Raw genomic sequence first — 12,729 nt, forward strand, 5'->3', positions numbered from 1 at the left:
GTTTCCAAGCTTCTTTTTCAGGGTATCGATCGAACCAGGCCGATCCTGAACGGCTCTAGCCCATCGAAAGGCCGGGCACCATAGTCTCGACACTGTTCTGGGGCAAGTAGAGCCGGCGCGGAAGACGGCAAAGGAAACGGAACCAATAACCTTTCTTTTATCGGCTTCGCGCAAGCGACTGCTGGGGTTTCAACAATCCCAACCTATGTCCTATGTGTAGCGCGTCCACACCTTGAACAGACCGGAATCATGACCGCCAGACGGCTCTATCGTTTTGCAATCCTTGGAGCGATCGTGTTGCTGGCGCCGGCGATCGCCATCGGCAGCGGCATCGACAAGCGCCTGTCCGATGCGCTGCCGATGTTTCCCGTGCCGAACAAGCAGGATCTGCCGGCTTTCAATCCGATGCAGTTGAAGATCGGTCTCGACGCGCTTGCGGCCAAGGATTTTGACGGCGCGCGCGCAGCCCGCGACAAGCTTCCGGTTTCCTCGCTCGACCATCATATCCTTGCGTGGGCCATCGCGCTCTATGGCGGCGACAGGGTGCCATCGGGTGAAATCGCCGCGGCCTCCGAGTTGCTTCCCGGCTGGCCCGGCATGGCAACGCTGCGCAGGAACAGCGAGCGTGCGCTCGTCCGGGAAAATCCAGGCGCGGACATCGTCATCAAGGCTTTTGACGGCAGTCAGCCGCAAACGGCCGAGGGCATCATCGCGCTCTCCCGCGCCTATGTCGCCAAAGGTGACGTAAAGGCGGCGCAATCCGTGCTCTCCCCGTTCTGGCGCACGGAAAAACTGGAGGCCAAGGACGAGACGACGATCATCAACGAGTTCGGCCCAATCATTCCAACGGCGGACCATCGTTATCGCATGGAGCGCATGTTCTATGCAGACCGGGTCGGCTCGGCTCAGCGCGTCGCCATGCTGGCCGGCGCGAAGGAATTGGCCGATGCCTGGGCGGCCGCCTCGGAAGGTGACAAGAACACCCCGAAACTGCTGGCCGCGGTTCCGACGGAGCAACGCTCCGCAGGCTACCTGTTTGCCGAGGCGGAATATCTGCGCAAGCGCAAGAAATTCAACGACGCGGCGGCGTTGATCCTGAAGGCTCCCACCGACCGCGCCGCACTCGTCGACCCCGACGCATGGTGGGTCGAACGGCGCGTGCTTTCGCGCGAACTCGTCGACAAGGGCGACATGAAGACGGCCTACCGGATCGTCTCGACACATATGGCGGAAAGTCCGACCAATGCTGCCGACGCTGAGTTCCACGCCGGCTGGTACGCCCTGCGTGGCCTGAAAGATCCGGCCAAGGCGGCTGAGCATTTCTCCCGTATTGCCAATCTTGCCCAGGGCAACCTTTCGCTCTCGCGCGCCTACTACTGGCTTGGCCGGGCCGCTGAAGCCGGCGGCCCGGGCGATCCCAGGGAATATTTCATGAAAGCCGCGGCATTCGGCACGACCTTCTATGGCCAATTGGCCGGCGAGCGCGTTGGCAGCCGCACGCTCAACATTACCACCCCACAGCCCAGCGACTTAGACCGGCAAAGTTTTTCGAAGCGGGAAGCGGTTTCGGCCATCGGCCGGCTGCAGGAAGCAGGTTATGAGCGCTACGCAAATACACTCTATGTCGATCTGGCCGGTCAGTTGACCAGCCCCGGCGAGGTGGCTTTGCTTGCCGAGATGGCCGGAAAACGAGGCAATCATTTCCTTGCATTGAGAATCGGCAAGATCGCGGCGGCGAATGGTGTCAATGTCGGGGCATTGTCGCATCCGATCGGGGTCATTCCCGAAACCGCGAATATTTCCGGCTCCGGCAAGGCGCTTGCTTATGCCATTGCGCGTCAGGAAAGCGAGTTCAACGTCAGTGCGGTCTCCCGCGTTGGCGCGCTCGGCCTGCTGCAATTGATGCCCAGCACAGCCGAACAGCTGGCGAAAAAGGCCGGCATGGCATTTTCAGAAGCCAAGCTCACCACCGACCCAGGCTACAACGCGACGTTGGGTGCGGCCTTCCTCGGTCAACAGCTCGACCGCTACAACGGCTCCTATGTGCTGACCTTTGCGGGCTACAATGCCGGACCACGCCGGGCCGACCAGTGGATCAAGCGCTATGGCGATCCCCGCGGCAAGGACATCGACACGGTCGTCGATTGGATCGAACGGATCCCCTACGCCGAAACAAGAAGTTACATCCAGCGCGTGATGGAAAACTACGAAGTCTACAAGATGCGCATCTCGGGCGAATTCGATATCGTCGGCGATCTCGTCAACGGACGAAAATAGACGGCAAAAGCCCCGCTTCCTGTTCGCTGAAACGTCGTCCGATTTCATTCAGAGAAACCCGATTTGACGCCGCCCTTCCTCGCCTGTAGCCCTTGCAAGGTGGCACTGCGGGAAGGAGCCAGGCGTGACAGCAGGTTTTTCCGATTTTTTCTATTCTTCTGCGGATGGTCTGAAACTGCACGCCAGAATCTACGGCGAACAGAATCACGGCAGCCTGCCGGTCGTGTGCCTGCCAGGCCTGACCCGAAATGCGCGGGATTTCCATGAACTGGCGCTTTATCTGTCCAACGAAGCCGGGGCACAATGCAAGGTTGTTTCATTCGACTATCGTGGGCGCGGCCAATCCGCCTATGACACCAATGTCGCCAATTACACGGTGGGCGTCGAAGCCAACGACATTCTGGCGGGCCTCGATCAGTTGGCTATCAAGCAAGCCGCCTTCATCGGCACCTCGCGTGGCGGCCTGATCATCCACGTTCTGGGGATGTTGAGACCCACGATCCTGAAGGCGATCGTGCTCAACGATGTCGGGCCGGCGCTCGAAATCGCTGGGCTGGCCCATATCAAATCCTATCTCGAGAAGGCGCGAAAACCCCAAAATCTGGCGGAAGCCGTCGAAGCTCAGAAGGCGGCTCACGGCCAGGACTTTCCTGCCCTGATCACAGCAGACTGGGAGCGCATGGTCGCCGCCGTCTATCGGGAGGAGGATGGCAAGCTCGTTCCCGACTTCGATCCAAAACTGGTCGAGACGCTGGCTGCCGTCGATCTGACGAAACCGCTGCCGTCCCTCTGGCCGCAGTTCGAAGCACTTGGCAAGGTGCCGACGTTGGCTGTTCGCGGCGCCAACTCAAGGTTGTTGTCGGAAGAAACTCTGCAGGAAATGGCGCGCCGCCACCCGAGGCTGCAGACCGTGACCGCGGCAGGCCAAGGTCATGCTCCCTTCCTGGAAAACGGCGAACTGCCTGGAACCATCGCCAATTTTATCGACGCCGCGGAACGGCAGCCGTGATCTTATGAACGCGAACGAGCATCGAACTCGTTCAGGCGCGTTTCTTGTCCTCGGATTTGGCTGAAGTCGGGTTCTTCTTCGCCCGCGGCTTGCGCGGCTTGACTGCAACACTCTCCAGAGGAGACAGGTTCGCGCCGTCGGCAGGCGCCGTGGGCCGGGTTTCAAGCACGGCAACGCAGCTATCGAGATCATTGGTCGCGAGGTGCGCATAGCGCATCGTCATCTGCAAGGTCTGGTGACCGAGCCACATCTGCACGCGGCGAATGTCTATACCCCCCTGGACAAGCCGGGAGGCACAGGTGTGGCGCAGGATATGCGGCACCACCTGTTCGTCGGCGCCGAGACCAACTTCCGTCTTCGCCTCGTTCCAGATCTGGCGGAACTGCGGTTGGTTCAGCATGGCAAACGGACCTTTCGGCCGCCGGCCCTCACCTGAAAAAGCAACGACTTCCCGTGCACGCAGGGTCAATGGAATGGTGCGGCTGCGGCCCGACTTGGTAATCCAGAAGCTGACACGTGTCGGCTGCAGGTCGTTCCAGATCAGCCCGAGCGCCTCACCGAGACGACAACCGGTATCGACAAGGAAAATGGAAAGCCGGTAGGCGTCCTCGCTGCGGCTGCGAATGGCCGCGAACAATCGTGCTTCCTCGTCCTTTTCGAGGAAACGGATTCGCCCTGCCCGCTCCTTCTGGCGGCGGAACTCGGGCAAGCTGTGGATATCCCCCATTTTATGAGCCTTGCGCAGCAATTTGCTCAGCGCAGCCATCTTGCGATTGATGGTTGCGTTGCTGTTGCCACGTTGGCGCAAGGTACCGATCAGGGTATCCAAGGTGCCTTGGTCGAAAGCACTGAAGCGTTCGCCAAGCAGAATCTCGTCTATCTCGCCGATGAACGAACTGACATTGTATTTATGCCGTCCATCATCCCACAATATGTCGCGATATGCTGAGAACAGCTCACTGAGCCGATAGGATTTTACCTCTCGTATATTGCCGGTACTGTATTTTATCCGGACATTCTGAGACGTAAATGCAGCGAATCGATCGGAGAGCATGCTCTCCTGCAGCGCGTCTTGAGACATCTTTTTGCCACACCCCCTGTGGATGCGCAAAGGCTTATCCACAAGGAGACATCCTTTCAAGAGAGCAATTTGCGTAAATCTCATTCCGAAATGATCGGAATCCCTTCGAGACTACCGACAAACTTGCTTCCAGTTACCGTTCCACCCCCTGTTTCCGTCTTTGTTCCCAAGCCCAACGTCAAACAAAAGAACCCGGGCGCAGAACGCCCGGGTTCGATAGATGGCTAAAGAGACAGCATCTCTTAGAAGTCGCGCTGGAAGCGCAGGATGCCGCCGACGCCGTCATCCTTGACCGAACGCCAGTCGCTGACGGCCTTGTTGTAGTAGTCAACTTCAGCCGTGATGGTGAAGCCCGGGACCAGCTGATGGGCCACGTTGGCAGCCAGACCGAAGGTCTTTCCTTCGTCATACGACGCCTGGATGTTGAACGAAGTCTTCTCGTTGAACTTGTAGGTGCCGCCGCCCCAGACAGCCCAGTTGCCATCCCAAAGCTTGTAGAAGTTCTTGCCAACATTGCTATCGGTGCCATAGCCGGCCATCACGAACAGATCGATCTGATCGGTTGCCTTGACATCCAAGCGAACCTTGCCGGCCCACTCTTCCCAAGCGCTGTTGTACGCGACAACACCGGAGACACCACCCCAGCCCTGCGTGTACTTAGCGCCGAGCACGATATGGGGCACGTAGCTGTCGATCGTGTTGGAGGCAACGCCCGGAACCCAAACGCCAGCTGCATTCTTCGCAACCGTGGCATATGCACCCGAGCCCTGCTCGAGCGAGACGATCGCCGAGAAGCCGTTGCCGGCATCGAAGGTATAGCTGATCAGGTTGGTGTCGAATTCGCCGTAAGGAACGATCGTATCGTCGATGACGTTACCGGCATAACCCTGGAAGGTATTGAAGGCCGACTCGTCCTTACCGACGCGCAGACCACCGAGCTGGATCCAGGCGAAGTTCAGCGAAACACCCTTGTTGCTGGCCACATTGTAACCACCGACGCTACCGCTGTCGTAGTTGAAGCGGGTCTCGGTGTAGGTCTTCAGGGTGCCGAGTTCGGTTTCCTGACCGGTCCAGGTCTTCAGCGTGAAGCGGCCACGCTTGAAATAGGTGTCGTTCCGCTTGCCGGTGCCATCAACGTCGCCACGCACGTCGATCACGTCGGTAGTGCCTTCGCGATCACCAACGCCGATGTCGTAACGGACATAACCGCCGATGCGCAGGCAGGTCTCGGTGCCCGGGATGTAGAAGTAGCCAGCGCCGTAGACGTCGCAGATCTTGACGTATTCAGCGGGTTCCGGCTCGGCGACGACGACAGCGTCGGCGGCGCGCGCACCGGAAACTGCGAGCAGTGCCGCAGCCGAGCCGAGGAGAAGGCTCTTAATGTTCATTTTCTGACCTCCAGTCAGAATCGAACATAATCGCGGAAAGAAACGCGTCCGATTGACCTCAACAGGCTGTTATTGCTTGCCTTTTCGGAACGAAGCTGCCGGCTGGCGTCAGAGATCAGGCGTTTCGCGATGCAAAGATAACCGCCACGAAATGCCTGAGCTGCTCGTTGAAAGCGGCTGAAAACATGGAAATTGAGGGGGCTGGCGGAGAGGATGGGATTCGAACCCACGAGACCCTTTTGAGGTCTACTCCCTTAGCAGGGGAGCGCCTTCGACCACTCGGCCACCTCTCCGTTGCGGCGCTGGATAAAGAAAAGGGCCGGCACAATCAATAAGCCAGCGCATATGACCCCATAAAAAAGACGATGGAGGAGAAAGAAGGCCGTGCTCTGGCCGCTGTTGTTCCGTGATTCTGCGCAAAACGCGCCAAAAGGCTGCCAGGCAAGGGGCAATTGGAACTGCATGGTTAACGAGAGCTTTCGACCATGGGCAAAATCGTGTCATTTGTGCAACAACGCTATCCGATAGCACCCAGGCATCGCTTTTGCCGGTACGTTCCTTGTTGAACCGGACAGCCCGATGGGTAATGTCGACATCGAAGAAGCGGCGCGCAGCGCATCTTTTTCAGCAAGGGGATGGGGCAGGGAACGCTGTCCTTCAGCAAAAAATACCCAGACCCGTTTTTAAACTTTTGACTGGAGGTCAGAAAATGAACATTAAGAGCCTTCTCCTCGGCTCGGCTGCGGCACTGCTCGCAGTTTCCGGTGCGCGCGCCGCCGACGCTGTCGTCGTCGCCGAGCCGGAACCCGCTGAATACGTCAAGATCTGCGACGTCTACGGCGCTGGCTACTTCTACATCCCGGGCACCGAGACCTGCCTGCGCGTCGGCGGCTACATCCGTTACGACATCGGCGTGGGTGATGCTGGTTCCTTCGACGGTTCCCGCACCACCGACCGTATGAACGGCAAGGAGCAGGACACCTATTGGAAGCGTGCCCGTTTCGCGCTCAAGACCTGGACCGGTCAGGAAACCGAATACGGTACCCTGAAGACCTACACCGAGACCCGCTTCAACTTCGGCAACGCACAGGGCCTGGGCTCGGATGGCGTCGCCAGCAGCGTTTCGCTGAACTACGCCTGGATCCAGCTTGGCGGTCTTCGCGTCGGTAAGGACGAGTCGGCTTTCAACACCTTCATCGGTTACGCCGGCAACGTCATTCAGGATACGCTGGTTCCTTACGGTGACTTCGACACCAACCTGATCAGCTACACCTTCGATGCCGGCAACGGCTTCTCGGCAATCGTCTCGCTCGAACAGGGCGCTGGCAGCTACAACACCCTCCTGAAGGACGCTGCTGGAAATTGGGTTCCGGGCGTTGTTTCCAACACGATCGACAGCTACGTGCCGAACGTCGTTGGTGGCGTGAAGTACACGGCTGGTTGGGGCGGCATCACCGGTGTCGTTGCTTACAACAGCAACTACGAAGAATGGGCTGGCAAGATCCGCTTGGATGTCAAGGCTACCGACCAGATCGACCTGTGGGTCATGGGCGGCTACGGCACCGACGACAATGCGTTCCGCAGCTACTACAAGCAGTGGGCTGGCAACTGGGCCGTCTGGGGCGGTGGCACCTACAAGTTCAACGAGAAGACCTCGTTCAACCTGCAGGCGTCGTATGACGAGTACAAGAACCTCGGCGTGGCTGCGAACATCGCTCACCAGCTGGTTCCGGGCTTCACCATCACGGCCGAAGTGGACTACCTCCACGCTGGCACCTTCGACAGCGCGAAGGATGGTGTTACCACCAACTGGACCGGTGCAGACAAGAAGAACAGCGTCGGCGGCCTTCTCCGCTTCCAGCGCGACTTCTAAGCCAAGTCTCTTTGACTTTGCAGAAACCCGGCGGGCAACCGCCGGGTTTTTCTTTTTTGACCTGGGCAGCGCTCACCCGGAGCAATCGCACAGCGTGCAGAAAACGAGGATGAAGTCGCCAGCCCTCAAAGCATCTGAATGCTTGCGCGGTCCCGCCTGCCAATGTAGCCAGAACCGGAACACAATCCGGGGCTTTCGATGCAAAAACTCCCACCGCTTTCGCCAATTGTCGCAGCACTGCCGGCTACGGTTCCGTTCGTCGGTCCCGAGGCGCAGGAGCGCGATCGCGGCAGGCCGTTCCGTGCACGTCTCGGTGCCAATGAAAGCAGCTTCGGCCCCTCTCCCCTTGTGGTCGAGCGCATGCAGGCCATCGCCGGTGACATGTGGATGTATTGCGACCCGGACAACCACGACCTCAGACAGGCTGCCGCGGCATATCTCGGTATCTCGGCCGACAACGTCGTGGTCGGCGAAGGCATAGATGGCCTGCTCGGCTTGCTCGCCCGCATGTATGTCGGGCCGAACGACCCCGTGGTGACCTCGCTCGGTGCCTATCCGACTTTCAATTTCCATGTCGCTGGCACCGGCGGACGGCTGGTGACGGTGCCTTATGAGAATGACCGTGAAAGCCTGGATGGCCTGCTTGCCTCCGTAAAACGCGAAAATGCGCCGCTGGTCTATCTCTCCAATCCCGACAATCCGATGGGGAGCTGGTGGGAAGCGGATGACATCAACCGGTTCCTGGAAGCCCTCCCGGAGACCACGATGCTGGTGCTGGACGAAGCCTATGGCGAGCTCGGACCAGCATCTGCCTTGCCGTCGGTCGACGTGACACGGCCGAATCTTATCCGCATGCGCACCTTCTCCAAGGCCTATGGGCTGGCGGGTATCCGGCTGGGTTACGCCTTTGGCGAGAAGCAGGTGATCAGCGACTTCGAGAAGATCCGCAACCACTATGGCGTGAGCCGCATGGCGCAGGAGGCCGGCGTCGTGGCGCTGGCCGACCAACCATGGCTGCGGGAAGTCGTTGCCAAGGTTGAGGCAGGACGCCAGCGAATCGCGACAATTGCTCGCGACAACGGGCTTGCTCCCCTTCCCTCAGCAACCAATTTTGTCACCGTCGACTGCGGCCGTGACGGCACCTTCGCGGGAAAGATCCTGCAATCGCTGTTGTCGCGCGACGTCTTCATCCGCAAACCGATGGCGGCAGGACTGGATCGTTGCATCCGCATCAGCGTCGGTCTCGATCACGAGCTCGACATACTGGCGGAAGAATTGCCAGGTGCCGTGGCCGCAGCCAGGGGCAACTGAGCAAACGAGCCGCGCGATCGGCAGATATCCGGATGGCTGTCTAGCGACGTCGAGCCTTCGGTGCCGTCACCCCGCTTGCCCGCAGTTGCCAGCGGGTGCCGTCGCTGCGGAAATCGGCGAGGCTGAGGGGTTCGACATCGATGAAGCGGAAGCCGGTGAGCGGCGCCTTCAAGACATGCAGGATGGCCGCCCGGATCACGGCGGGATGGGTGACAGCGATCGTATGGCCGGGTTCCGCTACCTGCTCGTCGAACAGACTGGCTGTACGAGTGGCAATACTCTTGAAATTCTCACCATCCGGTGGTGTCGCGCCGGGATCGACCAGCCAGGCACCCACGGTGTCCGGCTCGTCCCGTTGAACATCCTCGAAAGCCCTGCCGGCCCAGGCGCCGAAATCCTGATCCCGCAACGCGGGCACCTCCGTCGCCTGCAGCCCCAGTGCTTCAGCCGTCTGAAGGGCACGAAGCGCAGGGCTTGTCCAGGTACGGGCTGCTGCATCCAGGTTTTCGCCCAGCGCGGAAATACCGGCAAGCGCCCTGCCTTCAAGCGGCTCGTCGGCAGGAAAAAAGCCGCGCCGACTGGCGTTGGTCAACCCGCAGCAGAGCATAGTGAGACGGACAAGCATGCGGAATCACGACCCTCGTACGCTTGGGAAGCTAGCACAGACCCGGACCAGCGCCGCAGGATGAATGCGGATCGACAAAACGGCACAAACATCGACGGATCGACGACCAGGCGCCGTTGAAATTTTCGTCGCCGAATCGCGATAGAATGCAACGTTGACGCAATCTCTCGGGCATAGTGCGCCTGCAGCGACAGACAACGGACCGGAAAGACCGAATGCAGGCGTTTCGCTTCAACCGTGAAAGCGTGCCCTATAGGGCTTTGTCGGTCAGCCTCTGGCCGCTGATTTTTGCAGCAAGCATGACTGGCAGTCATTTCGCATTCGAAAGTGACCACCCCATTCTCTGGTTCAACGTCGTCTATCTGGCGACCATTGCCGTCATCGCCTTTTTCGAGCGCATCATGCCTTATGAGCGAAGCTGGCTCGAGCCCGATGGCGAGACCTTCAACAATGTCGCGCATACGCTGGTCACCAAAGGCCTGACACAGATCGCAGCAGCGGTGACGACCTCCTTTCCAATGCTCTTCGCAACAGTCGCGCAGCCCGCGCTGCAGCATTCCTATTCATTCTGGCCGAGCGAGGCACCGATGTTTGTGCAGGCGGTTCTCGGCCTGATCATCGCTGAGTTCGGGCTCTATTTCGCGCATCGTCTCAGCCACGAACGCCTGCTGCTTTGGCGCTTCCACGCCCTGCATCACAGCGTCGAGCGGCTCTGGGTGCTCAACACCGGGCGTTTCCACTTCGTCGATTCGCTGATCAAGATGTTGCTTGGCCAGCTACCGCTTTATCTGCTCGGCGCACCGCTGCCGGTGTTCCTGTGGCTCGGTGCGGCGTCTGTGTTCATCGGCCTTTTGACCCATTGCAACATCGATATGCGCACCGGCCCGCTCGACCGGATCTTCACCACGCCGTGTATCCATCGTTGGCATCATTCGCGCGACCTGCGCGAAGGCAACACCAACTATTGTGAAAACATCGTCATCTGGGATCAGGTGTTCGGCACCTATCACAATCCAGCACGCCCCTCCTCGACCGATATCGGCATCAGTGGCACGATCGACGGCAGTTTCCTTGGCCAGATCGTCCAGCCGTTCTCGAAGGCTGGCGTGCGACGCATCCTCGGCAAGCCACAACGGAAAGCAGGTCGGGATAAATCCGAACGCCAGGAAACCTGACAAGGTTCCGCACCTCGTTGCGTTGTCACCAGCTGCCCGAGGCGCCATCCACTGGGCCAATGACGTTTTCTTTCGCCCCTCCGCAAATTGAAACCTTCTGCACTTGAATTAATTGAACGTTCGTTTTATTCTTTTCTTCGCGGAGAGAGAATCATGGCCAGAACGACAGGTTCGGACGGCGAACGGACGGAAGCGGCGATCCGCGATGCGGCGCTGCTGCTGATCGCGCGTCATGGCTATGAGGCGGTTTCGATGCGGCAACTGGCTGCGGAAGTGGGTGTGCAGGCTGCCGCGCTTTATCGCTATTTCCCAACCAAGGAAGACCTGCTCTACACGCTGATGCAGGATCATATGGCTGGACTGCTGGCAGCGTGGCAAGCCGCTCGCCCCGAGACAGCCAGCCCGGTGGCGCGTCTCGCAGCCTATGTCGAAAACCATATTGCCTTCCACATCGAACGCCGGTCGTCGACACACGTCTCCAACATGGAATTGCGCAGCCTCGCACCGGAGCGGCTCACCCACATCCTGAAGCTGCGCACGACCTACGAGAAAGAACTGCGCGCAATCCTGCGCGACGGCGCTGAAGCTGGTGTCTTCGCTGTTGACGACGTTGGCCTCACCGCAATGGCGCTGATCCAGATGATGACTGGCGTCATCGTCTGGTACCGGCCCGGCGAACGCCTGTCGATCGGCGGTGTCACCGAAACTTATCTGGCCATGACCATGCGCCTTGTCGGCGCGCCACAGCCTGCTGGGGAGCAAAAGCATGTACACGAACACGCTTAATTTCGGGCTCGGCGAGGATATCGAAGCGCTGCGCGACCTGACACGCCGCTTCGCCCAGGACAAGATCGCCCCGCTGGCTGCGGAGATCGACACGAGCAACGAGTTTCCGCCGCATCTGTGGCCCGAGCTCGGTGCACTCGGGCTGCTCGGTATGACAGCCGATCCGGATTACGGCGGTTCGGGCATGGGCTATCTGGCTCATGTGGTGGCGATGGAAGAGATCAGCCGTGCTTCGGCCTCGGTCGGCCTTTCCTATGGCGCGCACTCCAATCTTTGCGTCAACCAGATCAACCGCTGGGCGACACCCGCGCAGAAGGAAAAGTATCTGCCCCAGCTCTGTTCGGGTGAGCATGTCGGCGCGCTCGCCATGTCGGAACCGGGCGCTGGTTCAGACGTGGTATCGCTGCGCCTGCGCGCCGAAAAGAAAAACGACCGCTATGTGCTGAACGGCACCAAGATGTGGATCACCAACGGTCCCGACGCCGAGACGATGGTGGTCTATGCAAAGACCGACCCGGAGCGGCATTCGCGCGGCATCACCGCCTTCATCATCGAGCGCAGTTTCAAAGGCTTTTCGGTAGCGCAGAAGCTCGACAAGCTCGGCATGCGCGGTTCCAACACTGGTGAACTGGTGTTCGAAGATGTCGAAGTCCCGTTCGAAAACGTGCTGCATGAAGAAGGACGCGGCGTCGAGGTGTTGATGTCCGGCCTCGACTATGAACGCACCGTGCTTGCTGGCGGTCCGCTTGGCATCATGGCTGCGTGCATGGACGTCGCCCTGCCCTATGTGCATGAGCGCAAGCAGTTCGGCCAGCCAATCGGCAGCTTCCAGCTCGTCCAGGGCAAGCTGGCGGATATGTATACGACGATGAATGCATGCCGCGCTTATGTCTACGCAGTGGCGGCCGCCTGCGACCGCAAGGAGACCACGCGCAAGGACGCCGCCGGCTGCATCTTGTTTGCCGCGGAGAAGGCGACCTTGATGGCACTGGATGCTATCCAGTTGCTCGGCGGCAATGGCTACATCAACGACTATTCGACCGGCAGGCTACTGCGCGACGCCAAGCTTTATGAAATTGGCGCCGGTACCAGCGAAATCCGCCGCTGGCTGATCGGTCGCGAAATGATGGCGGAAGCGATCTAAGGTGGAACCCGCGCGACATCTGCGCCGCGCGGGACATCTTTCAATGCCGAGGCAGTAACA

10 protein-coding genes and 1 tRNA gene are annotated in these 12,729 nt (G+C 59.6%); 7 read left to right on the forward strand and 4 right to left on the reverse strand.

Annotated features, from left to right (window positions below; translation table 11 throughout):
• Nucleotides 1–249 precede the first annotated feature (249 nt).
• Both ACFWYE_RS07550 and ACFWYE_RS07555 read left to right on the forward strand, forming a co-directional pair.
• Nucleotides 250–2,277: a lytic transglycosylase domain-containing protein gene (locus ACFWYE_RS07550; protein ID WP_379110519.1), complete on the forward strand. Its 2,028-nt coding sequence runs from the start codon at nt 250–252 to the stop codon at nt 2,275–2,277.
• Between the two features lie 124 nt (nt 2,278–2,401).
• Entirely contained in the window at nt 2,402–3,286 is an 885-nt protein-coding gene (locus ACFWYE_RS07555; RefSeq protein WP_379110521.1) for an alpha/beta fold hydrolase, read from the forward strand.
• A 31-nt stretch (nt 3,287–3,317) separates the two neighbouring features.
• Here the strand turns inward: ACFWYE_RS07555 and ACFWYE_RS07560 are convergent, their stop codons facing one another.
• From ACFWYE_RS07560 to ACFWYE_RS07570, 3 genes are all read right to left on the reverse strand, one after another.
• A complete protein-coding gene (locus tag ACFWYE_RS07560; protein ID WP_379110644.1) occupies nt 3,318–4,367 on the reverse strand; it encodes a site-specific integrase in 1,050 nt (349 codons plus the stop codon).
• Between the two features lie 242 nt (nt 4,368–4,609).
• Nucleotides 4,610–5,755 (reverse strand): porin, encoded by a 1,146-nt coding sequence (locus tag ACFWYE_RS07565; RefSeq protein WP_379110522.1) that lies wholly within the window; start codon nt 5,753–5,755, stop codon nt 4,610–4,612.
• Nucleotides 5,756–5,957: 202 nt separating this feature from the next.
• Nucleotides 5,958–6,048: transfer RNA gene (locus ACFWYE_RS07570), tRNA-Ser, on the reverse strand.
• Nucleotides 6,049–6,464: 416 nt separating this feature from the next.
• Here ACFWYE_RS07570 and ACFWYE_RS07575 point away from each other — a divergent pair.
• Nucleotides 6,465–7,628 (forward strand): porin, encoded by a 1,164-nt coding sequence (locus ACFWYE_RS07575; protein WP_379110524.1) that lies wholly within the window; start codon nt 6,465–6,467, stop codon nt 7,626–7,628.
• Between the two features lie 198 nt (nt 7,629–7,826).
• Entirely contained in the window at nt 7,827–8,939 is a 1,113-nt protein-coding gene (locus tag ACFWYE_RS07580; protein WP_379110526.1) for a pyridoxal phosphate-dependent aminotransferase, read from the forward strand.
• 40 nt (nt 8,940–8,979) lie between these two features.
• Here the strand turns inward: ACFWYE_RS07580 and ACFWYE_RS07585 are convergent, their stop codons facing one another.
• A complete protein-coding gene (locus ACFWYE_RS07585) occupies nt 8,980–9,564 on the reverse strand; it encodes a histidine phosphatase family protein (protein ID WP_379061191.1) in 585 nt (194 codons plus the stop codon).
• Between the two features lie 215 nt (nt 9,565–9,779).
• Here ACFWYE_RS07585 and ACFWYE_RS07590 point away from each other — a divergent pair, with 215 nt between their 5' ends.
• The 3 genes from ACFWYE_RS07590 to ACFWYE_RS07600 all read left to right on the forward strand — a co-directional run bounded on the left by ACFWYE_RS07590 (nt 9,780) and on the right by ACFWYE_RS07600 (nt 12,669).
• Nucleotides 9,780–10,739, forward strand: a complete 960-nt coding sequence (locus ACFWYE_RS07590; protein WP_379110528.1) for a sterol desaturase family protein — start codon at nt 9,780–9,782, stop codon at nt 10,737–10,739.
• A gap of 153 nt (nt 10,740–10,892) precedes the next feature.
• Complete coding sequence (locus ACFWYE_RS07595) at nt 10,893–11,525, forward strand: TetR/AcrR family transcriptional regulator (protein WP_379110529.1); 633 nt, start codon at nt 10,893–10,895, stop codon at nt 11,523–11,525.
• Complete coding sequence (locus ACFWYE_RS07600) at nt 11,506–12,669, forward strand: isovaleryl-CoA dehydrogenase (RefSeq protein WP_379061197.1); 1,164 nt, start codon at nt 11,506–11,508, stop codon at nt 12,667–12,669. Before ACFWYE_RS07595 ends, ACFWYE_RS07600 begins: the two co-directional genes overlap by 20 nt.
• The last annotated feature ends 60 nt before the right edge of the window (nt 12,670–12,729 follow it).

The organism is Mesorhizobium sp. NPDC059025 (genome assembly GCF_042739655.1).
Lineage (GTDB): Bacteria > Pseudomonadota > Alphaproteobacteria > Rhizobiales > Rhizobiaceae > Mesorhizobium.

Coding starts and splice junctions, on each gene's coding strand:
- ACFWYE_RS07595 (WP_379110529.1), top strand. CDS start 10,893: ATGGCCAGAACGACAGGTTCGGACGGCGAACGGACGGAAGCGGCGATC.
- ACFWYE_RS07590 (WP_379110528.1), top strand. CDS start 9,780: ATGCAGGCGTTTCGCTTCAACCGTGAAAGCGTGCCCTATAGGGCTTTG.
- ACFWYE_RS07560 (WP_379110644.1), bottom strand. CDS start 4,367: ATGTCTCAAGACGCGCTGCAGGAGAGCATGCTCTCCGATCGATTCGCT.
- ACFWYE_RS07550 (WP_379110519.1), top strand. CDS start 250: ATGACCGCCAGACGGCTCTATCGTTTTGCAATCCTTGGAGCGATCGTG.
- ACFWYE_RS07600 (WP_379061197.1), top strand. CDS start 11,506: ATGTACACGAACACGCTTAATTTCGGGCTCGGCGAGGATATCGAAGCG.
- ACFWYE_RS07580 (WP_379110526.1), top strand. CDS start 7,827: ATGCAAAAACTCCCACCGCTTTCGCCAATTGTCGCAGCACTGCCGGCT.
- ACFWYE_RS07585 (WP_379061191.1), bottom strand. CDS start 9,564: ATGCTTGTCCGTCTCACTATGCTCTGCTGCGGGTTGACCAACGCCAGT.
- ACFWYE_RS07575 (WP_379110524.1), top strand. CDS start 6,465: ATGAACATTAAGAGCCTTCTCCTCGGCTCGGCTGCGGCACTGCTCGCA.
- ACFWYE_RS07565 (WP_379110522.1), bottom strand. CDS start 5,755: ATGAACATTAAGAGCCTTCTCCTCGGCTCGGCTGCGGCACTGCTCGCA.